The sequence below is a fragment of the Allobosea sp. FBZP-16 genome (assembly GCF_002831785.1).
GTDB lineage: Bacteria > Pseudomonadota > Alphaproteobacteria > Rhizobiales > Beijerinckiaceae > Allobosea > Allobosea lupini.
Window position 1 is genome coordinate 575,009 of the sequence record NZ_LNCQ01000022.1, and the last position, 21,433, is coordinate 596,441.

A 21,433-nucleotide genomic window follows, 5' to 3' on the forward strand; every position below is an offset into this window, starting at 1 on the left:
ATGAGCCTCACCCCCGTCCCGGTTGCGCTCAAGGCGCTGCTCGACAGCGTGCCCGGCCCGACGCCGGCGCAGACGCTGGCGCTGGCGCACTGCGCCGGCCGGGTGCTGGCTGAGGACGTCGCGGCGCTCAGGACCCAGCCGCCCTTCGCCAATTCGGCCATGGATGGCTACGCCGCACGCGCCACGGATCTCACCCTGGGCAAAGAGCTCAAGGTCGTCGGCGAATCCGCCGCCGGCCGCGGCTTTTCCGGCCAGGTCGGGCCCGGCGAGACGGTGCGTATCTTCACCGGCGCGCCGATCCCCGACGGTGCCGATGCGATCCTGATCCAGGAGCATGCCGAGGGCGTCGGCGGCCCGGTCATCCGCGTCACCAAGCCAGCGGGCAAGGGCCAGTTCATCCGCCCGGCCGGGCTGGATTTTCAGACTGGCGAGGTCCTGCTCAAGGCCGGTCGTCGCCTCGATAGCGCTGCGCTCGGTCTGGCCGCCGCTGCCGGCCACCCGACGCTTTCGGTCCGCCGCAAGCCGCTGGTCGCGATCCTTGCCACCGGCGACGAACTCGTCCTGCCGGGCGAGCCGGTCGGCCCCGACCAGATCGTCGCCTCCAACAGCTTCGCGCTCGCCGCGCTGATCGAGCAGGCCGGCGGCACGGCGCTCGACCTCGGCATCGCCCGCGACAACCACCCCGATCTGGCCGCCAAGATCGACGCGGCGCGCGCCGCCGGCGCCGATGTCCTGATCACCCTCGGCGGTGCTTCCGTCGGCGAGCACGATCTCGTCCAGGCGGCCCTGAAGGCGCAGGGCATGGCGCTCGGTTTCTGGAAGATCGCAATGCGCCCGGGCAAGCCGATGATGATGGGCCGCCTCGGCCCGATGGTCGCGCTTGGCCTGCCCGGCAACCCGGTCTCCTCGATCGTCTGCGGCCATCTCTTTGCCATGCCGCTGGTCGAGGCGCTGCTCGGCATCGCCGATCCCGAGCGCGACCGCAGCGAGCCCGCCACCCTGGCCGTCGACCTGCCGGCCAATGACGAGCGCCAGGACTATCTGCGTGCCACCACCGAGATCATTGAGGGCGAGCGACGGGTCAGGCCCTTCGCCAAGCAGGATTCCTCGATGCTGGCGAACCTGTCGCGGGCCGAGGCGCTGGTGATCCGCCCGGCTTTCGCCGAGCCTGCCAAGGCCGGCGATCCCTGCCGCATCATCCGGCTGCGCTAGAGCATTTTCGAGCGAAGTGGACACCGGTTCGCGTGAAGAAAATGCGATAAAGCGAAGACCTAAAGCAATTCCGCGGTTCGGAGAATTGCGGAGTTGCTTTAGTCAACTCTCCCGCTCTCAGGTTGTCATCCCGGACAAGCCGCGCAGCGGCGCCGATCCGGGATCCATTCCGGAACCTCTTTCGGGATCCCGGTCTCCATGCAGTCGCCCGGGACGGCATGTCTCAAATAGGATCAGTTCTCATCACAGCGCTCCCCTTGCGGAACACAAGGCGAACGCGTATGGTGTTCGTGCTTTGTTTCGATTCTAGCCCGAGAGGCGAGCGGCGCGACCATGCTGACACGCAAACAGTTTGAACTGCTTCGCTTCATCCAGGAGCGCCTGCGGGAATCCGGCGTGCCGCCCTCCTTCGACGAGATGAAGGATGCGCTCGATCTGCGTTCCAAATCCGGCATCCACCGGCTGATCATGGCGCTGGAGGAGCGCGGCTTCATTCGCCGGCTTCCGAACCGGGCACGTGCGCTCGAAGTCATCAAGATGCCGGACGGCATCGGCGGGCCGCAGGCACAGCGCGGCCGCTTCAGCCCCTCCGTTGTCCAGGGCGGCCTCGGCCAGACCCCGCCTCCCCCGACGCCGGCAGCCAATCTGACGAAGCCGCGACCACCGGCTGCCGAGGAAAGCGGGCGCTCGACCGTCTCGATCCCGGTCATGGGCCGCATCGCCGCCGGCACGCCGATCTCGGCGATCCAGGACCGCAGCCACAGCGTCACGATGCCAGCCGACATGCTCGGCGGCGGCGAGCATTACGCCCTGGAAGTCCGCGGCGATTCGATGATCGAGGCCGGCATCCTCGACGGCGACACCGTCGTCATCCGTAAGCAGGATACCGCCAATACCGGCGACATCATCGTTGCCCTGATCGACGACGAGGAAGCGACGCTGAAGCGGTTGCGCAAGCGCGGCTCCTCGATCGCGCTCGAAGCCGCCAACCCGGCCTATGAGACGCGCGTGCTGGGGCCCGACCGGGTCAAGATCCAGGGCCGGCTCGTCAACCTGATGCGGCGCTACTGAAGCGCCTCGGCGTCCTCTGCCGGCTCCGCAGTTGCGGCTGCAGTCGCCGGAGCAAGCGCTGGTTCTGACGCCGGCTTCGGTTCCGGTCGTGCCCGGGTCCAGGGGCGCAGGCGCGTGACCTCGTCGGCCGTATAGGCGCGCCAGCCGCCGCGGGCCGCGTGATACGCCGTCGCGCCATCACGGATGAGGGCACTGCGATCGATCAGGCGGGCTGCGCAAGGTGCTGTCCAGTAGAGCGACGTCACCACGAGATCGGCGCGCAGGCAGTCCTCGACCAAGGCGATCCGGTCGCGCGTATAGGCTACCGAGCGGCCATCCGGGAGGCGGATGACGCAGCCACGCGGATCGCAAGCGGCGCCATTACGCAGCGCCGCATCGTCGGGCGCACGCGAATCGCCGTCGGCATGCAGCCATTGCGTCAGCACGAAGCGGCTCGGCTTGCCGGCCAGCACCATCTTGCCCTCCGGCCCCCTCACCAGCACACCCGAGCCGTCTCGCTCGATCAGGATGTCGGGCCGCGACGGGGCCGAGGCCAGCGCCAGCCCGCCGACCAAGGGCAGCGCGGCAAGGAAGCGCAGCGCCGTCGTCCATAAGGTCAGCCAGAGCAACGACAGCGAGAACAGGATCAGCGCGGTCGAGCCGAAAGCGGGCAGCGCCACGGTCGAGCGGTCGATGCCGGCGACCCAATGGGCGAGCTGGAGTACATATCCGGAGGCCCAGCCCATCAGCGCCCAGGCCGGCCAGTCGAGTCCGAACGGATAGGCAAGCACGCCGAAGACCGCGGCCGGCATCACGATCAGCGAGACGAAGGGCAGCGCCAGCGCGTTGCCGAGCAGGCCGAACGGGTTGAAGGTCTGGAAATGGTAGACGCCATAGGGCGCCGTCGCCGCGGTCACGACCATGGTGGTGGTCAGGATTCCCACGGCCGAGAGCCAGAGCGGGCGCAGCGGCCAGGGCCATGCGGCGGCCGCGGCATCGGGCGCCCGCTCCTGCCAGCGCTCGGCGAAGGCGATCAGCGCCGCGACCGCTCCGAACGACATCTGGAAGCTTGGCCCGAGCAGTGCCTCCGGCTCGCGCAGCAGCACGATGATCGCGGACAGAGCGAGGTTGCGCATGGAAAGCGCCGGCCGGTCGACCAGGATCGCCCCGAGCATGACCAGCGTCATGATCAGCGAGCGCTCGGTAGCGACATCGGCACCGGAGAAAATGCAATAGGCGGTGGCACCGAGCATGGCGACGAGCGCCGCGAGCTTCTTCACCGGCCAGTGCAGCGCCACCGTCTGCGACAGCGTGAGCAAGGCCCGCACCAGCCAGAAGATCGTGCCGGCAGCCAGCACCATGTGCAGGCCGGAGATCGAGACGATGTGGTAGATGCCGGCGGCGCGCAGGTCGTTGTTGGTCTGCTCGCTGATCAGCCCGCGCTTGCCGGTGACGAGGGCCGCCGCCATCGCTCCTGCCTGCCCGCCGCCACTGGTCGCGATGCGCTCGGTCAGCGCGTTACGGGCCTGGTCGATCGCGACCGCCAGGGCGAGCCGGCGCGGCATCGGCACGGGCGGCGGCGCGAGCGCGATCTTGCCGGCGATGTTGCCGACGGCGCCGACGCCCTGGAAGAACGCATCGCGGGCGAAGTCGTAACCGCCTGGGCGCGCCGGGCCTGGCGGCGGCAGCAGGCGGGCGGTCGCGCTGATATGGTCGCCGGGCTTCAGCGTGGTCACCGGCGTGGTGACGCGCACCCGCCGAGGCCGCTGCCCGGGATCGACGCCCGGCAGGTCCGTGACCTGGATGACGATGCGCACGCCCTTCTCGCGCTGCTCCAGCGCCTCGACGAAGCCGGTGAGCTTGCCGACATGATTGCGGGCGAGCGCCGGCGCCGCGATGTTCGCCGTCCGCCAGGTCGCGGCCGTAAAGCCGGCAAAGGCCGCCGCGGTCGCGATGCAGATCGCTATGATGGCCCGCCGTTGCCGCATCAGCAGCGCGGCGAGCGCACACAGCACCAGCCCGGCCAAGGGCGCGGCCAGCCCTGGCTCGCGATCGGCCAGGAAATAGAGCAGCACGCCGGCCCCCATGCAGACCGGAAGCCAATTGAACAGCCGGCGGCGCTCGATCTCGGTTTCGAACGCCTGGCGGAGGCGGCCGCCCCAATCGGGCAGGAAAGCAGATAATGGCTGGGAAAAATGGGCGCCGCGCCGCAAGCGCGCAGGCAGAGCCAGCACGCCCACCCTGCTACGGCGCTGTTCCGGCCCGTAGGAGAGCATCCATCCCCCGTCGCGGCCGCGCGATGATCGCGCCCCCTCCCCGCAGGAGGCTCTTAACGGCAGCCGGCAAGCCATGTTACAGCGGCGGCGCCGGATGTCAGCCCCGGCCGAGGCCCGTATCCCGATCGCCCTCGCCTCACGCTTACCCGTTCCGCCGGAGCCTTCCTTCATGAGTGACACGGTCGTCACGCGCTTCGCGCCGTCGCCTACCGGATTCCTGCACATTGGCGGCGCCCGCACCGCGCTGTTCAACTGGCTCTATGCCCGCCGCCATGGCGGCAAGATGCTGCTGCGCATCGAGGACACCGACCGCGAACGTTCGACCGAGGGCGCAATCGCCGCGATCCTCGACGGCCTCGCCTGGCTCGGCCTCGATTGGGACGGGCAGACGGTCTACCAGTTCCAGCGCGCCGCCCGCCATCGCGAGGTCGCCGAGCAGATGCTCGCCGCCGGCAAGGCCTATTACTGCTATGCGACGCCGCAGGAGCTCGATGCGGAGCGCGAAGCGGCGCGCGCCGAGGGCAAGCAGTGGCGTTATGACGGACGCTGGCGCGACCGCGACCCGTCGACCGCGCCCGAAGGCGTCAAGCCGGTGATCCGCCTCAAGGCGGAGCAGACCGGTGAGACCGTGGTCGAGGACGAGGTCCAGGGCCGCGTCACCTGGCAGAACGAGAATCTCGACGATCTCGTGCTGCTGCGCTCGGACGGCAACCCGACCTACATGCTCGCCGTCGTCGTCGATGATCACGACATGGGCGTCACCCACATCATTCGCGGTTCGGATCACCTGACCAATGCCGCCCGCCAGACGCAGATCTACCAGGCGCTCGGCTGGACCGTGCCGAGCATGTCGCATATCCCGCTGATCCACGGGGCCGACGGCGCCAAGCTGTCGAAGCGGCATGGCGCGCTTGGCATCGAGGCCTATCGCTCGATGGGTTATCTGCCGATCGCACTGCGCAACTACCTGCTGCGCCTCGGCTGGAGCCATGGCGACCAGGAGATCTTCTCTCCCGAAGAGATGATCTCGCTGTTCAACCTCTCCTCGATCGGCCGCTCGCCGGCCCGCTTCGACTACGCCAAGCTCGAGAACCTTAACGGTCTCTATATGCGCGAGTCCGCCGATCACGAATTGATGACGGCGCTGAAGGCGATCTGGTCGGAAATCGGCCCGCCGCGCGGCATCGGCACGGAGCCGTCTCCCGAGCTGGAGGCCAAGCTGATGGCGGCGATGCCCGGCCTGAAGGAGCGCGCCAAGACGCTGATCGAGCTGATCGATAGCGCCTCCTATCTCTACGCCCAGCGTCCACTGGCGCTCGAGCCCAAGGCGGCCGCCCTGCTTGACGAGGCTGCGCGCCAGCGTATGCCGAAACTGGCGGAAAAGCTCTCGGCGGTGTCGGATTGGGCGCCGCCGCCATTGGAGAGCGCGATCCGCGATTTCGCCGAAGAAAGCGGCGTCAAGCTCGGCCAGGTGGCGCAGCCCCTGCGCGCGGCGCTGACCGGCAAGACCACCTCGCCCGGCCTGTTCGACGTGATGGCGGTGCTCGGTCGCGACGAGGTGCTGGCGCGGCTCGCCGACGCGGCCTGACGCGTCGGAAAGGCTAATGACCGGTCGGTTGAACCCCTCGCGGAATTGGTCTAGCAACGCGCTGCGGACTGGCAGCTCCCGCTGCCGGTTCGGCATAAAAAATGCTTCAAAATCAGTTCGATGAACCCTGCCCGCCCGGACGTCCCGACATTCCCGTCATGGAGCCGTCATCGTGGGCCGTTCGGATGACGCCGGAACGCGACACGCAGCCGGTGCCCCCGTTCGACCGGGCACATGACTGAAGAACGAGCCTGAAAGGATCGGACCCATGAGCGGAAATACCAGCCAGTTGGCTGTCGAAGGCAAGACCGTCGACATGCCGGTCAAAGCGGGTTCGATCGGACCGTCGGTCATCGACATCAGCAAGCTCTACGGCCAGACCGGGATGTTCACCTACGACCCCGGCTTCACCTCGACCGCCAGCTGCGAGTCGCAGATCACCTATATCGATGGCGACGAGGGCGTCCTGCTCCATCGCGGCTACCCGATCGAACAGCTCGCCGAGCACGGCGACTTCCTCGAGACCTGCTATCTCCTGCTTTACGGCGAGCTGCCGACGGCGGCGCAGAAGGCTGACTTCGACTATCGCGTCACGCGCCATACCATGGTGCACGAGCAGATGGCCCGCTTCTTCCAGGGCTTCCGCCGCGATGCGCACCCGATGGCCGTGATGGTCGCCTCGGTCGGCGCCATGTCGGCGTTCTATCACGACTCGACCGACATTTCCGATCCGCAGCAGCGCATGATCGCTTCGATGCGGATGATCGCGAAGATGCCGACGCTGGCGGCAATGGCCTACAAGTACACGATCGGCCAGCCCTTCGTGTACCCGCTCAACTCGCTGGACTACACCTCGAACTTCCTGCGCATGTGCTTCGCCGTGCCGGCCGAGGACTACAAGGTCAATCCGGTTCTCTCGCGCGCGATGGACCGCATCTTCACCTTGCACGCAGACCATGAGCAGAACGCGTCGACCTCGACGGTCCGGCTCGCTGGCTCTTCCGGCGCGAACCCCTTTGCCTGCATCGCCGCTGGCGTCGCTTGCCTGTGGGGCCCGGCGCATGGCGGCGCCAACGAGGCGGCGTTGAAGATGCTCGAGGAGATCGGCAGCGTCGACAACATCCCGAAATACATCGCCAAGGCCAAGGACAAGAACGATCCGTTCCGCCTGATGGGCTTCGGTCACCGGGTCTACAAGAACTACGACCCGCGCGCCAAGATCATGCAGAAGACCACGCATGAGGTCCTGGCCGAGCTCGGCGTCAAGGACGATCCGCTTCTCGATGTTGCCATGGAGCTCGAGCGTATCGCCCTGCACGACGAGTACTTCGTCGAGAAGAAGCTCTATCCCAACATCGATTTCTATTCGGGCATCACCCTCAAGGCGATGGGCTTCCCGACCTCGATGTTCACCGTGCTGTTCGCGCTCGCGCGCACCGTCGGCTGGATCGCGCAGTGGAAGGAGATGATCGAGGATCCGTCCCAGCGCATCGGCCGCCCGCGTCAGCTCTACACCGGCTCGCCCAAGCGCGATTACACGCCGATCGGCCGTCGCTGATCAGCGACACGCGCCACGCTGGAATAAGAAGGGCCGCGACGGAACCCCGTCGCGGCCTTTATTGTTTCTCGAGATTGATGCATCCAATGCAGATGACGGTTGCACGCAGAGCGCTACAGTCGCCGACCCACAATGGAGTGTCCTCGCCCATGTCGAAAACCGAAGGTCTCAGCCGCCGCGGCTTCCTGGCCGGTGCCTCGGCCCTGCCTCTTGCCGGCACCGCCTTCGCCCAGGCCCCGTTCCCGACGCGGCCGATCTCGCTGATCGTCCCCTTCGCTGCCGGCGGCTCGACCGACATCGTCGCGCGCCTTGTCGGCCAGAAGATGGGCGAACTGCTCGGCCAGTCGATCGTGATCGACAACCGCGCCGGCGCCGGCGGCAATATCGGCTCGACCGCGGTCGCCCGTGCCACGCCCGACGGCTACACCCTGCTGCTCGGCACGATCTCGACCCATGCTTTGAACCCGGCGATCCTGAAGACCGTCACCTTCGACGCGGTCAAGGATTTCACACCGATCTCGCTGCTCGCAGTGGTGCCCAACGTAATGGTCGTGCACCCGAGCTTCCCGGCCAAGACAGTGCCGGAGGTGCTGAAGCTGCTGAAGGACAATCCGGGCAAATACTCGTATGCCTCGTCCGGCGTCGGCACGCCGCTGCATCTCTCCGGCGAGCTGTTCAAGTCGCTCGGCGGCGTCAGCATGAACCATGTGCCCTATCGCGGTGCCGGCCCGGCGCTGAACGACGTCGTCTCCGGCGCCGTGCCGATCATGTTCGACAACCTGCCCTCCTCGGCCCAGTTCATCCGCAGCGGCCAGTTGCGCGCCATCGGCGTCACCACCAAGGAGCGCGTCTCGTCCTTCCCCGACCTGCCGACCATCGCCGAGGGCGGCCTCGCCGGCTACGAGACCTATACCTGGAACGCGCTGTTCGGCCCGGCCAACATGCCGCGCCCGGTCGTCGACAAGATCAACACAGCCGCCAACGACTCGCTCAAGGACGCCAATGTGAAGCAGCGCCTGGAAGACGTCAGCGCGGTGATCGTCGGCTCGACGCCGGAGGCGCTGGGCGAGCACGTGAAGGCCGAGCTGGCGAAATGGGCGCCGATCGCCAAGGCGTCTGGCGCCGTGGTCGAGTAGTCGGCTGTCAGCCGCCTGTCGGCTGACGAACAAGGGCGAGCGCCGCGCTGACGGCGTTCGCCGCCGGGCTCGGGCCGGCGCTGCGCATATTCTGCTCGACGCTCGCGAAGCCATCGAGCTGGCGCTGGCGTGCCGGGCCTTCAGCGATCGCGGCGAGAAGCGCCCCTGCCAGGGCCTGCGGCGAAGCCTCGTCCTGGATGAACTCCGGTACCACGCTCTCGCCGATAATCAGATTCGGCAGGATTACGCTCGGCAGATTGATCAGGCGCCGCGCCAGTGCGGCCTCCCAGGCTGCGCCGCGATAGGCCGCGACCGTCGGCACCTGCGCCAATGCCAGTTCGAGCGTCACGGTCCCAGAGGCGGCCAAGGCCGCTCTCGCTTCACGAAAGGCTGCGAGCTTGGCCATCTCGCCCGTCACGATCTCCGGCTTGACCCGCCAATCGGCGGTGAGCTGCGTAATCGCTTCGACCAGACGCGGCACGGCGGGCAGCACGAAGCGAGCCTGCGGCAGCCGCTCTGCTACGAGCGCGACCGCCTCGCCGAAGGGCAGCAGCAGATGCCGGATCTCCGAACGCCGGCTGCCCGGCAGGATCAGGATTGTCGGAGCGTCCAGATCGTCGCGGCGTATGGCTTCGTCCGGCCCCGGGCGATACTCTTGCAACCGCTCGATCAAGGGATGGCCGACATAGACGGTTTCCGGCCCGCCAAGCCGCTCGAGCGCGGCGGGTTCGAACGGCAAGAGCGCCAGGATCCGGTCGACATGCGGCTTCATCCGCTTGGCCCGGCCCTGCCGCCAGGCCCAGACGCTCGGGCAGACCCAGTGCACGATCGGCACGGCGGGAGCGAGCCGCCTGACCCTCCTCGCGACGCGCAGGCTGAAATCGGGCGCATCGATGGTGAGCAGCAGATCGGGCTCGAAGGCGGCTGCGGCGCGCGCGGCGTCCGCCATCCGGCGCAACAGCAGCGGCAGGCGCGCCACCACCGGGCCAAAGCCCATTACGGCGATATCTTCCTGCGGAAAGGCGCTATGCAGCCCCTCCGCGATCAGGGCCTCGCCGCCGACGCCCGAAAGCTTGAGCGATCGCTCGCCCAGGACGTCGCGCAGTCGCGCCACGAAACGCGCGCCCAGCGCATCGCCAGAGGTTTCGCCGGCGACGATGAACAGCCTGAACGGGCGGGTCACGCCACGCCCTCGATGAACAGGCCGGAGGCGTCGGCAAGCGTAGCCAGCCGTTGTCGATCGCCGATCAGCACGCTGCCGGCCTTGACCGCAATGCCGGCCAGGCCGGCGGCGGCGACGCGCGCCACCGTCTCCGGGCCGATCGCCGGCATGTCGACTCTGAGGTCTTGCCCGAGCTTGGGCGCCTTTATCAGCACCCCGTCGCCCTTGCCAGGCTTGAGACGCCCCGCCTGAACCAGACCGGCGACGCGCTCGATCATGGCGTCGGTTCCTTCCGCCGCCTCGACCGCGACGACGCGATGATCGGCGATGATCGCCGCCTGCCCGATGTCGAAGGGCGAGAGCACCGCCAGCAGGTTGAAGCCGGTCGCAATCGCCTCGCGCGCGACGGCAGATGGCTTGTGGCGCCCGAGCGCTCCAACCGGCGCGACGAGATCGGGCGCGAGATCGGCCGGCCCGACGACACGCAGCCCCTGGCCTTCGAAGAACGAGACGACGCCGCGCAGCAGATGGTCGTCGCCGCCCTGAAAGGCGCGGGCAAAATGCGGCAGATATTTCAGCGTTGACAGTTCCGGCGCGAGCGAGCCGAAGCTCGGCCGCGGCAAGGCGCCGACCATGACGATCTCGTCGATCTGGCGGCGCTTGATCTCGTCGAGGAAGCGCCCGAGCTGACCCAGGCGGTACTCCCTGGCATCGTAGGCGGCATAGTCGGCCGGATCGCCTGCACCGGTGAGCACGGCGACATAGACGCTGGCGCCCTGGGCCACGGCCGCGCCCGCAACCCGTACCGGATAGTCACCACGACCGGCCAGGACGGCGATACGCCGCCCCTGCGGCCGTCCTGCCGCATCGGCCGCCTTTGTGCTCACCGCTCGGGCGCGTTCACGTCGCGCGGCACGGAAATGCCCCGATCGCCGCCGGCGCGGATGAAGTCGAGGATCTCGTGGATCAGCGGATGCTCGGCGAACTCGGCAGCGACGTCTTCGACCCGCTCCGAGAGCGTGCCTTCATCGGCGAAGAGCAGGCGATACGCCCGGCGAAGCTCGTGGATCTGCTCGCGCGAGAAGCCACGGCGCTTGAGGCCGACGAGATTGAGCCCGGCGAGATGGGCCGGATTGTCGCGCACCATCCCGAACGGGATGACGTCGAGCAGGACACCCGAGCCGCCGCCGATGAAGGCGTGATCGCCGATCCGGACGAACTGCTGCAGCCCGGTGCCGCCACTGACGATGACGAAATCGCCGACCGTGACGTGCCCGGCGCACATGACGTTGTTCGAGAAGATGACGTTGTTGCCGATCACGCTGTCATGACCGACATGCGAGTTGGCCAGGAACAGGCCGCGATCGCCGATGACGGTCTTCATGCCGCCGCCCTCGGTGCCCGGATTCATCGTCACGCCTTCGCGGATCACGCAGTCGGCGCCGATCGTCAGCGTCGACGGCTCGCCCTTGTACTTCAGATCCTGCGGCGGATGGCCGATCGAGGCGAAGGGATAGATCTTGGTGCGCGGCCCGATGGTGGTGCGGCCGGCGACGACGACATGGCTGATCAGCTCGACGCCGTCGCCAAGGGCGACATCGGGACCGACCGTGCAGAACGGGCCGATCTTGACGCCGGCCCCGAGCTTGGCGGACGGGTCGACGATCGCCATCGGATGGATCGAGGTGCTCATGGCAAAATCCTGCGGCTGGTCGGAAGCGGGAGCGTGCATCGCGGTCCCCCGCTCACACGACCATGGCCGACAGCTCGGCCTCGGCGACAAGCACGCCGTCGACCCTGGCCTCGCCGCGGTAGAACCAGATGTTGCGCTTATGCGCCAGCTTGGTCAGGTGGAAGCGCAGCGTGTCGCCCGGAATGACGGGCTTGCGGAACTTCGCCTTGTCGATCGTCGTGAACAGCACGGTCGTGACCGCGAGATCATCACTGCCGCGCGCGCTGACGACGAGCACGCCCGCCGTCTGCGCCATCGCCTCGATCATCAATACGCCGGGGAAGACCGGGCGGCCAGGGAAATGCCCGGTGAACTGGGGTTCGTTGAACGTGACGTTCTTGATGCCGACGCCGGACGCGTCCCCGTCGATCTCGACGACCTTGTCGACCAGCAGGAACGGATAGCGATGCGGGATGCAGGCCATGATCTTCTGGATATCGGCCACGCCGAGCGCTTTGGTCGCATCCGTCATCGTGTCGTTTCTCCTCGAACGCCCTGCGCCCCGCGCTAAAAGCACGTCACCTGTCATGCAAAGCTGCTTTTGCCGGAAGTCGGCGTGAGATCAAGCGTTTTCGCCGCCGCTCGGCCCTTTGCCGCGCTTGGCCACGAGTTGCTTGAGCAAGGCAGCCTCGCGCGCCCAGCTCAATGCCGGCTGCGCCGGATAGCCGCCATACCGCGCGCCGCGCGGGACATCGCCGGCAACACCGCTCTGGGCCGCGATCTGCGCGCCCATGCCGATGGTCAGGTGGCCCGCCAGTCCGACCTGCCCGCCGAGCACGGCGAAATCCTCGAGCGTGCTGGACCCGGCCATGCCGACCTGGGCGCAGATCACGCAATGGCGTCCGACCACGCAGTTATGGCCGATCTGCACGAGGTTATCGATCTTGCTGCCCTCGCCGATCACCGTATCACGGCTGGCGCCGCGGTCGATCGTCGTGTTGGCGCCGATCTCGACGTCGTCCTGGATGATGACGCGGCCGACCTGCGGCACCTTCATGTGCCCTTTCGGGCTCATGGCGAAGCCGAAGCCGTCCTGACCGATCCGTGCGCCGGGATGGATGATGACGCGGTTGCCGATCAAGGCCGCCTGCAGCGCCACGCCGGCGCCGACCGAGCATTGCCGCCCGATCCGGACCTGAGGGCCGATGACGGCGCCCGGGCCGATCACCGAGCCGGCGCCGATCTCCGCGCCCGGGCCGATCACCGCGCCGGGATCGACCGTGACATCGGCTTCGAGCCGTGCCGTCGCATGCACGAAGGCACCGGGAGCGACACCGGCCGAGCCGAACATCGAGCCCGGCCGCAGCGCCTGCGGATGGAAGGTCGACAGCAGCTTCGCGAAGACATGGTAGGGCGTCGGCGTGACCAGCGCGACGGTGCCGGCCGGCACCCGCTCGGCGAAGCGCTGGGAGACGAAGCAGAGCCCGGCCGCTGTCGCGGTCAGGGCCGCGACATATTTCGGGTTGTCCATATAGGCAGCATCGCTGCCACCCGCCGTTTCGAGCGGCGCGATGCCCTCGATCCGGCGCTCGGGATCGACGCCTTCGGGCAAGGCGACACCCGACAAGGCAGCGACCTCGCTGAAGGACAGCGAGGTCGCAATCGGAAAGAAGTTGGGATCTGCCATAAATTGATCCGTTGCAGGGCGCGGAAGCGCCCCGCCGGTCAGAAGCGGGCGCCGCCCGAGAAGCGGAAAGCCTGGGTGCGGTCGCCGCCGTACTTGGCAGTGATGCCAGTGCGCGGATCGGTTCCGATCTGACCATCATCCTTCGACAGCGCGTAGGCGTAGTCGAAGCGGATCGGGCCAAGCGGCGACTGCCAGAGCAAGCTCACGCCAATCGACGAGCGGATGACGTTCTTGTCACGCACGCAAGCGATGTTGTTCTGGTAGACCGAGTTGGTCGACACGTTGAACTGACGCCCCTCCGAACCGGCCGGGCAGCCCAGGAAAGCTCCGTTGGTGATGCTCTTCGAGCCGCCGTCATAGTTGAACAGCGTGCCGGCATCGGCGAAGATCGCACCCTTAAGGCCGAGATCGCGCGGCAGACCGAAGATCGGGAACTGAACCTCGAGCGAGCCACCGAAATAGGTAGTGCCACCGAGTGCGTTCGCGGTCGGGTCGTTCGAGACGTCGCGAGGCCCAATACCGGACGGCGCGAAGCCACGCACCAGTGTCGGTCCGAGGAAGTAGTGGTCGATCATGCGCAGATCGCCGCTGGTCGCCTGGACATGGCCGCCCTGAATGCGAGCGATACCGACGAAGTCCTCCAGGAACTCCCTGTAGTAGCGGGCATCGGCGCTGACGCGCAGGAACTTCGAGTCGCCACCGACACCCGCGAACTCCGGCTTGATCTCGGCAACGAAGCCATTGCGCGGGTTCTGGTAGTTGTCGAGCGAGTTGTAATTGAAGTTCAGGCCGACCAGCGAGGTCAGGGTCGAGCCCTGAGCCTCCTTGACCGCCACCGTCGCTTCACCGTTCGTCAAGCAGTTGAAACCGTTCACAGAAGCCGCTGAGGCGCCCGTCGTCCCGGGGGTAATCCCTTCGAGCGGGATGGAACAGTCGTTATACGGCTTCGCAGCGGTGTTCGGGATCTTGATCTCGGTCGTGTAGATCGAATAGCGCGGCGTGATCGAGAACTCCTCCGTAATCGGGAAGGAGAAGCGGACCTGGCCGCCGGTCACCCGGCTCTCGAAATAGCCGATATTGGTATTGTCGTTGAATTTCGAGAAGAGATCGAAGCCCGCCGCGATCCGATGGCCGAGGAAATACGGCTCGGTGAACGAGAAGTCGACACCCTGGGTGCGCTGGCCCAGCGTCCCGGCGATGCGGACGAACTGGCCGCGACCGAGGAAGTTCGACTCCGAGAGCGAGACCTCGCCGATGATGCCGTCCGAGGTCGAGTAGCCGCCGGCGATCGAGAACGAGCCGGTCGGCTTGTCCTCGACGTCGATGTTGACGATCACGCGGTCGGGCGCGCTGCCCGGCTCGTTGGTGATGCGGACCTTGTTGAAGAAGCCGAGATTGTTCAGGCGACGCTCGGCGCGGTCGACGAAGACCTTGTTGTAGGCGTCGCCTTCGCCGAGATCGAGCTCGCGGCGAACGACATAGTCACGGGTCCGGGTGTTGCCGCGCACGTTGATGCGCTCGACATAGACCCGCGGACCTTCCTCGACGACATAGGTGATGCCGATCTGCTGACCGGCCGCGTCACGCTCGCCGCGCGGGCGGACCTGCGCGAAGGCATAGCCGCGCTTGGCCACCTCGGTGGTCAAGGTGACCAGCGAGCGCTCGACGGCTTCGGCATTGTAGGTGTCACCGGCAGAGGTGTTGACCAGTGACTGCAGCGCAGCCGGATCGACGTCGCGCAGACGGGAATCGACCGCAACATTGCCGACCTTGTATTGCGGGCCTTCATCGACGGTGACGTCGACGACCCAGCCGCCGGCCGCATCGTCGAAACGCGCATCGCTCGAGACGATGCGGAAGTCGGCATAGCCGTTCTTCAGGTAATAGCGGCGAATCAGCTCCAGATCGGAATTGATCCGATCGGGATCATAGACGTCGGAGGTCTTGATCCAGCTCAGGAAATTCGACTCGGTCGAGGTCATCAAGCCACGCAGGCGCGACGACGAATAGACGCCGTTGCCGCTGAAGTTGATCGACTTGATGCCGGTCTTGCCGCTTTCCGAGATGGTGAAGACCACGTCCGAACGGCCGTTCGGCAGCGGCTGGATGCGGCCGCTGATCGTGGCGAGGCCATAGCCGGCGCGGCGATAGACTTCCTTGAGGCGCTCGACGTCCGCATCGATGAGCTGCTGGCTCAGCGGACCACGCGCCTTGGACTGGACCTGACCCAGCAGCACCTCGCCCTTGAGGCGACGGTTGCCCTCGAAGGCGACGCGATTGATGGTATCGTTCTCCTGGACGGAGACGACGGTCTGCGCCCCGCGGCGGCTGACCTGAACGTTGGAGAACAGGCCCGTCGCCATGAGACTCTGGCGAATCTCCTGCGGGCTGCCCGATCCCTGCCCTGTCGCATAGGAGCGGATCGTCTCCGCATCGACACGACGGTTGCCTTGGACAATCACGGACTGCGCGAACACCACGCCGCCGCTGACGGCCACCATGACGGCCGCAAGTCCGACTGATCGAGAGAGCCGCATGCGCAAGGACCGGCTCTGAAGCGTCGACGTCATCGGGTCGCCTATTCCATTCTTTGGGTCACCTCCCCGCGAACGGGGAACCCCGCTACGGGCGAGGTCCGGTGACATTGAAGACCAAACGCTTCTACAAAGTTTCCCGCGGGGTGCAAACCGCCATTGTCGTTAACAAAAGATTTTTGCGGGGGTCGTTGCTGGTAGGTCACGCGCGCGGGCCGAAAAACCGCCCCAGCCTGCGAAAACAGGCCATAAAAAGCCACAATCCATCGCTTCAGGCGGCCTTGGCCGCCGATCGCGTCAGCCCCGTGCAAGCTGGTTTGCACGAGGCTGACGGGGCTCACAGCAATGAGCGGACGTGGACGAGGTCGTTCCAGGTCACGAACAGCATCAGCATCAGCACGAGCCCGAGTCCGAGCCGGAATCCGAGTTCCTGCGCGCGCTCGCTCAGCGGTTTTCCCCGCAGCGCCTCGATCGCATAGAACAGCAGGTGCCCGCCATCGAGCATCGGCACCGGGAACAGGTTCATCAGCCCGATCGAGACCGAAAGCAGCGCCGCCAGGTTGATCAGCGCCAGGAGCCCGCCGCTGGAGGCGACCATGCCCGAGACCTGGGCGATACGGATCGGCCCCGACAATTGGTCGGTCGATTCCTTCCCCTTGATCAGCTTGGCGATGTAATCATAGGTCCGCTCGACCACGAACCAGGTCTCGCTCATGCCGAGCAGCACGGATTGGCCCAGGCTGAAGTGCTGCGTCGTCCAGTCCTCGGGCTTGGCCGAGGCCTGGACCCCAATGATCCCGAGCCGCTGCTTGCCCAGTGGCGACGAGGTCTCGACCAGATCGGGCGTCACCGAGAGGACGACCGGGGCGCCGCCCCGCTCGACCGTCACCGGAAAGGTCTCGCCCGGGCGGATCGAGATCGCCCGCTGCAGATCGGCGAAGCTCTTCACCTCGCGGCCATCGACCAGCTGGATCAGATCGCCCGACTGAAGGCCGGCGCGCGCCGCGGCTCCACCCACCGTGACCGCATCGACGCGCGGCGCCAGCACCGGTTTGCCGACGAAATAGGCTGTCCCGCCGAAGATCAGGATGGCGAGCAGGAAATTGGCGATCGGCCCCGCGGCGACGATCGCCGCCCGCTCCCCGATCGACTGGGCCGGGAAGGTACGCTCGCGTTCCTCGCGGCTCATGCCGGCGAGCGCAGCGCCATCGGTCGAGCTGGCAGCGTCGGCATCGCCCGAGAATTTGACGTAGCCGCCGAGCGGGATCACCGCGAAGCGCCAGCGCGTGCCGTGCCGGTCGTTGAAACCGAACAGTTCGCGGCCGAATCCGATCGAGAAGGTCTTCACATCGACGCCGCACCAGCGCCCGACCAGGAAATGGCCGAGCTCGTGCACGAACACGACGAGGGTGAGCACGAACAGGAACGGCAGCAGATAGCCCAGCAGAAAGCTCGCCGCGTGCCAGACCGATCCGACGATATCCATAAAACTCTCCGGGTTTCCGCCACTAAGTGACAGTGAAGCGGCCCCCGGACAAGAGCGAGCGGGTCCGGTTTCTCGCATCGTGGTCAACGGCGAGCGCCTCCGTGACATCGGAAGGCGGCAACAGGAAGGCACCCGTCATCTGCGCGCAGACGGCCTCGACCAGGGCCGGAATGGCAGGAAAAGCAATGCGTCGCTCGAGGAAGGCCTCGACGGCGATCTCGTTGGCGGCGTTCAGCACGGCCGGCATGGCGCCCCCTTCCGCAAGGGCCGCGATGGCGAGGCGCAGCGCCGGGAAGCGGGCGAGATCGGCACGCTCGAAAGCGAGCGGGCCGGCCGCGACCAGATCGAGGAAACGGCTTGGCGGCGCATCGAGCCTGCCATCGACCCCGAGGCAATGGGCCGCCGCGACGCGCATGTCCGGCACGGCCATGCCGGCGCTGACCGAGCCGTCGCGGAAGGTAACGAGCCCGTGCACGATCTGCTGCGGATGGACCAGCACGTCGAGCTGGTCGGCGCCCAACCCGAACAGGAATGAGGCCTCGATCAGCTCCAGCCCCTTGTTCATCATGCTGGCCGAATCGATCGTGATCTTGGCGCCCATCGCGTAGTTCGGATGAGCCAGCGCCTGCTCGGGCGTGGCGGCGGCGATCTTCTCCGCCGGCCAGGTCCGGAACGGCCCGCCCGAGGCAGTCAGCGTCATCGTGCGGATGGCCGAGATCGGCTCGGCCCCCAGCACCTGGAACAGGGCATTGTGCTCGGAATCGAGCGGCAGGATGCGGGCGCCGACGGCGCTTGCCCGCGCCATCACCGCGGCACCGGCGCAGACCAGGCTCTCCTTGTTGGCGAGCGCGACAACCCGGCCCGGCGTCAGCGCCGCAAAGGTCGCCTCCAGCCCGGCCGCCCCCGAGATGGCGCTGACCACGATGTCGCTATCGAGCGAAACCGCCTCGAGCACCGCCTCACGGCCGGCGCCATGACGGATGCCGCTGCCGGCCAGCGCTGCGGCGAGCGCCGCGGCCTGCCCTTCATCCGCGATCGCGGCGAAGCTCGCACAGGTCTCGCGGGCGATCCGCGCCAGCCCGGCCGCATCCCGACCGGCGACCAGCGCAGCGATCCGCAGCCGCCCCGGATTCTCGGCAATGACGGCGCGCGTCGAGCGGCCGATGGAGCCGGTCGCCCCCAATATCGTGACTGTGCGAGGCATCTGGTGCTCAGTGTCCCAGGCGCGCCAGATAAAGCAGCAGGCCGGCGAAGACCAGCACGGCCCAGTAGCCGTCGAGCCGGTCGAGGAAGCCGCCATGGCCTGGAATGAGGTGGCCCGAATCCTTGGCGCCGAAGCGCCGCTTGATCGACGATTCGAACAGGTCGCCGGCCTGGCTCGCGACGGAGGCGGCGAGCGAGACCGCAAGCACCGGCCAGAGGCCCGATGGCAGCCCCGGGAAGAACCAGGCCCAGACCGCCGTGGCGCACAAGGTCCCCGCCAGGGCGCCGCCGAGCGCGCCCGACCACGTCTTCTTCGGGCTGACGCGCGGCAGCAGCTTCGGCCCGCCCAGCGCGCGCCCGGTGAAATAGGCGGCGATATCGGTGAGCCAGACCACCGCGAAGGTCCAGATGATCAAGGCGAGCCCGAGCCCGGGCGTCTCGCGCAGCGCCGGCGTCACCAGCGCGAAGCAGAGCGCATAGGCGACGCCGCAGGCTTCGAGCAGGCGCCGGTTGCCGGTCTGCGTCGTCGCGATCGCGGCGATCAGACCGGCGAAGGCCGACACCCCCGCGAGCGCCGCGCCACTCACGGGCAGGAAGCCGAGCGCGAGCCCGGCCAGCCCGACGCCGATCCCAGCCGCGACCGCGTTCGTGCGGCCGACCATGGTCAGCCATTCATAGGCGACGACGCCGGCGACGGCGGTCCAGATCAGGCGAAAGGGCCAGCCACCGAGCACGGTGACGCCGAGAATGACCACGGCGAGCACCAGCGCCGAGATGACCCGCAGGCGAAGCTCGGATGCGCCCGTACCGGCGCCGGCCGCATTCACGCGACCCCCACCTTCTTGGTTTCGGCCGGTTGGCCGACGCCGCCATAGCGGCGCTCGCGGCTATGGAACTCGGCCAGCGCATCCTCCAGCGCCTTGCGGTCGAAATCCGGCCAGAGCACCGGCGTGAAAATGAACTCGGCATAGGCCGCCTGCCAGAGCAGGAAGTTCGAGATGCGGGTCTCTCCCGAGGTCCGGATCACCAGATCAGGATCCGGCAGCGCGCCGGTGTCGAAATGCGAGGACAGCATCGCCTCGTCGATCGTCTCGGGAGCGAGCCGGCCGGCCGCCACCTCCTGCGCCAGGCGCCGCGCCACGCGCACGATCTCGTCGCGCGAGCCATAATTGAAGGCGACGACCAGGGTGAGGCCAGCATTGCCTTCAGTCATCGTCTCGGCACGCTCCACGAGCGCGCGCAAGTCGGGCGGGAGATTCTCGCGGTTGCCGATGATCCGCACGCGTACGCCGGCTTCGTTCAGCTCGGCGAGGTCGTTCTCGACGAAGCGGCGCAGCAGCCCCATCAGGAAGGAGACCTCGGTGATCGGCCGGCGCCAGTTCTCGGTCGAGAACGAATAGAGCGTCAGGACGCCGATGCCGAGATCGGCTGCGTTGCGCACCGTCCGCCGCAGCGCTTCGAGCCCGCGCCGATGCCCTTCCTGTCGCGGCAGGCCACGCATCTGCGCCCAGCGGCCATTGCCGTCCATGATGATGGCGACATGGGCGGGAACTGCCGGGCGCGCGCCGTCTGACATCAAATGCCTCTTCTGGGCCGAACGTTCATGCGTCGATGATACAGGACAGCGCTTTGCCTCGCACTTTAGACGTGCAGGATTTCCTTTTCCTTGGCGGCAAGCGCCTGGTCGATATCGCCGATATGCTTGTCGGTCGCCTTCTGGACGAGGTCGGTCTGCTTGCTGACGTCGTCCTTGGGCATATGCCCGTCCTTCTCCAGCTTCTTGATCAGGTCCATGCCATCGCGGCGCACATGCCGGACGGCCACCTTGGCGTCTTCGGCATATTTGTGCGCGACCTTGACCATCTCCTTGCGGCGCTGCTCGTTGAGCTCCGGAATGCGGATGCGAAGCACCTGCCCCTCGGTCTGCGGGTTGAGACCGAGATCGGATTCCCGGATCGCCTTCTCGACCGCCTGGACCATGCTGCGGTCCCAGACCTGCACCGAGAGCAGGCGCGGCTCGGGCACGCTAACGGTGGCGAGCTGGCTCAGCGGCGTACGCGCGCCGTAAGCCTCGACCGTGATCGGATCGAGCACATTGGCCGAAGCGCGGCCGGTGCGCAGCGAAGCCAGGTCGCTTTTGAATTTCTGCACGCCGCCGTCCATGCGGCGATTGATGTCGGCGAGATCGAAAGTGGTCTGGGCCATCGTCTTCAAAACCTTGTCGAAACCCGGCAAACGCAACGCCGGAAATGCGCGCGACCATGGCGAGCAGCCGCCGCAGGGTCAAGGATTTATGCGTCAACAGCATTTTCCTCGACTGGTCCGCAAGCGGAATCGGAATTCCACGGCTGTCGCATGGCTGGCAGGATCGCCTGAGTTCTGGCCAAGACCAGAAGCACATCCTAGCTCAAGCTCAGGGCCGCACGAACGGTCCCGGCCCCGCGAGGAGAATCCCATGCCCCGGCTGAACCGCATCGTCGAAACTGCGCTCTATGTCGACGATCTCGACCGCGCCGCCGCGTTCTACGAGGGAAAGCTCGGACTCTCGTCCATGCTCAGGACCAGGACGCTGTTCGCCTACGACATCGGCGGCCAGAACGTCCTATTGCTGTTTCTGCGCGGAGCCTCGGTCGAGACGCAAATGTCGGAGCGCGGCAGCATCCCGCCGCATGACGGCGCTGGCCCGCTCCATATCTGCTTTGCCGTCGACGCCGACGATCTCGCCTCATGGGAGGAACGGCTCGGGCAGCACGGCGTCGCGATCGAGGGCCGCATGCGCTGGAATCGCGGCGGGACAAGCCTCTATTTCCGCGATCCCGACGGCCATCTGCTCGAGATCATGACGCCCGGCAACTGGCCGAACTACTGA

General features: G+C 67.1%; 18 protein-coding genes. 6 read left to right on the top strand and 12 right to left on the bottom strand.

Annotation, left to right across the window (positions count from 1 at the left end; translation table 11 throughout):
• Both CXY91_RS09015 and lexA read left to right on the top strand, forming a co-directional pair.
• Positions 1–1,212: a molybdopterin molybdotransferase MoeA gene (locus tag CXY91_RS09015; RefSeq protein WP_100960516.1), complete on the top strand. Its 1,212-nt coding sequence runs from the start codon at positions 1–3 to the stop codon at positions 1,210–1,212.
• A 333-nt stretch (positions 1,213–1,545) separates the two neighbouring features.
• Positions 1,546–2,283, top strand: coding sequence for a transcriptional repressor LexA (gene lexA, locus CXY91_RS09020; RefSeq protein ID WP_100960518.1), 738 nt, complete (start codon positions 1,546–1,548; stop codon positions 2,281–2,283).
• Here the strand turns inward: lexA and CXY91_RS09025 are convergent.
• Complete coding sequence (locus tag CXY91_RS09025) at positions 2,277–4,496, bottom strand: ComEC/Rec2 family competence protein (protein ID WP_248307408.1); 2,220 nt, start codon at positions 4,494–4,496, stop codon at positions 2,277–2,279. The two genes, lexA and CXY91_RS09025, sit on opposite strands and share 7 nt — an antisense overlap.
• A gap of 211 nt (positions 4,497–4,707) precedes the next feature.
• On the opposite strand from CXY91_RS09025, the gene gltX reads away from it, so the two are divergent.
• The 3 genes from gltX to CXY91_RS09040 all read left to right on the top strand — a co-directional run bounded on the left by gltX (position 4,708) and on the right by CXY91_RS09040 (position 8,820).
• Positions 4,708–6,126: a glutamate--tRNA ligase gene (gltX, locus tag CXY91_RS09030; RefSeq protein WP_100960523.1), complete on the top strand. Its 1,419-nt coding sequence runs from the start codon at positions 4,708–4,710 to the stop codon at positions 6,124–6,126.
• Between the two features lie 268 nt (positions 6,127–6,394).
• The gene (gene gltA / locus CXY91_RS09035; protein ID WP_091828742.1) at positions 6,395–7,684 is read left to right on the top strand and encodes a citrate synthase; all 1,290 of its coding nucleotides are present in this window, start codon (positions 6,395–6,397) and stop codon (positions 7,682–7,684) included.
• A gap of 149 nt (positions 7,685–7,833) precedes the next feature.
• The gene (locus CXY91_RS09040) at positions 7,834–8,820 is read left to right on the top strand and encodes a Bug family tripartite tricarboxylate transporter substrate binding protein (protein WP_091828741.1); all 987 of its coding nucleotides are present in this window, start codon (positions 7,834–7,836) and stop codon (positions 8,818–8,820) included.
• A 7-nt stretch (positions 8,821–8,827) separates the two neighbouring features.
• On the opposite strand, the gene lpxB is transcribed toward CXY91_RS09040, so the two are convergent.
• The 11 genes from lpxB to frr form a co-directional block, all read right to left on the bottom strand.
• Positions 8,828–10,003, bottom strand: coding sequence for a lipid-A-disaccharide synthase (gene lpxB, locus CXY91_RS09045; RefSeq protein WP_100960525.1), 1,176 nt, complete (start codon positions 10,001–10,003; stop codon positions 8,828–8,830).
• Positions 10,000–10,869, bottom strand: coding sequence for an LpxI family protein (locus CXY91_RS09050; protein WP_100960528.1), 870 nt, complete (start codon positions 10,867–10,869; stop codon positions 10,000–10,002). Before CXY91_RS09050 ends, lpxB begins: the two co-directional genes overlap by 4 nt.
• Positions 10,866–11,675, bottom strand: coding sequence for an acyl-ACP--UDP-N-acetylglucosamine O-acyltransferase (gene lpxA / locus CXY91_RS09055; RefSeq protein WP_100960530.1), 810 nt, complete (start codon positions 11,673–11,675; stop codon positions 10,866–10,868). The genes CXY91_RS09050 and lpxA overlap by 4 nt, the downstream gene beginning before the upstream one ends.
• Positions 11,676–11,727: 52 nt before the next feature.
• The gene (gene fabZ, locus CXY91_RS09060; RefSeq protein ID WP_091828735.1) at positions 11,728–12,186 is read right to left on the bottom strand and encodes a 3-hydroxyacyl-ACP dehydratase FabZ; all 459 of its coding nucleotides are present in this window, start codon (positions 12,184–12,186) and stop codon (positions 11,728–11,730) included.
• 90 nt (positions 12,187–12,276) lie between these two features.
• The gene (gene lpxD / locus CXY91_RS09065; RefSeq protein WP_091828734.1) at positions 12,277–13,341 is read right to left on the bottom strand and encodes a UDP-3-O-(3-hydroxymyristoyl)glucosamine N-acyltransferase; all 1,065 of its coding nucleotides are present in this window, start codon (positions 13,339–13,341) and stop codon (positions 12,277–12,279) included.
• 38 nt (positions 13,342–13,379) lie between these two features.
• The gene (bamA, locus tag CXY91_RS09070; RefSeq protein WP_425285391.1) at positions 13,380–15,911 is read right to left on the bottom strand and encodes an outer membrane protein assembly factor BamA; all 2,532 of its coding nucleotides are present in this window, start codon (positions 15,909–15,911) and stop codon (positions 13,380–13,382) included.
• 301 nt (positions 15,912–16,212) lie between these two features.
• Positions 16,213–17,361, bottom strand: a complete 1,149-nt coding sequence (gene rseP, locus CXY91_RS09075; RefSeq protein ID WP_100960531.1) for an RIP metalloprotease RseP — start codon at positions 17,359–17,361, stop codon at positions 16,213–16,215.
• Positions 17,362–17,383: 22 nt separating this feature from the next.
• Positions 17,384–18,565 carry a 1-deoxy-D-xylulose-5-phosphate reductoisomerase gene (gene dxr / locus CXY91_RS09080; protein WP_100960533.1) on the bottom strand — a complete coding sequence of 394 codons (1,182 nt, stop codon included), beginning with the start codon at positions 18,563–18,565 and terminating at the stop codon, positions 17,384–17,386.
• Between the two features lie 7 nt (positions 18,566–18,572).
• On the bottom strand, positions 18,573–19,391 hold the full coding sequence (locus CXY91_RS09085) for a phosphatidate cytidylyltransferase (protein ID WP_100960535.1): 819 nt from the start codon (positions 19,389–19,391) through the stop codon (positions 18,573–18,575).
• On the bottom strand, positions 19,388–20,143 hold the full coding sequence (locus CXY91_RS09090) for an isoprenyl transferase (RefSeq protein ID WP_282569368.1): 756 nt from the start codon (positions 20,141–20,143) through the stop codon (positions 19,388–19,390). Before CXY91_RS09090 ends, CXY91_RS09085 begins: the two co-directional genes overlap by 4 nt.
• A 62-nt stretch (positions 20,144–20,205) precedes the next feature.
• Positions 20,206–20,769 (bottom strand): ribosome recycling factor, encoded by a 564-nt coding sequence (frr, locus tag CXY91_RS09095; protein ID WP_091830448.1) that lies wholly within the window; start codon positions 20,767–20,769, stop codon positions 20,206–20,208.
• A 250-nt stretch (positions 20,770–21,019) separates the two neighbouring features.
• Here frr and CXY91_RS09100 point away from each other — a divergent pair, with 250 nt between their 5' ends.
• Positions 21,020–21,433: a VOC family protein gene (locus CXY91_RS09100; protein WP_100960539.1), complete on the top strand. Its 414-nt coding sequence runs from the start codon at positions 21,020–21,022 to the stop codon at positions 21,431–21,433.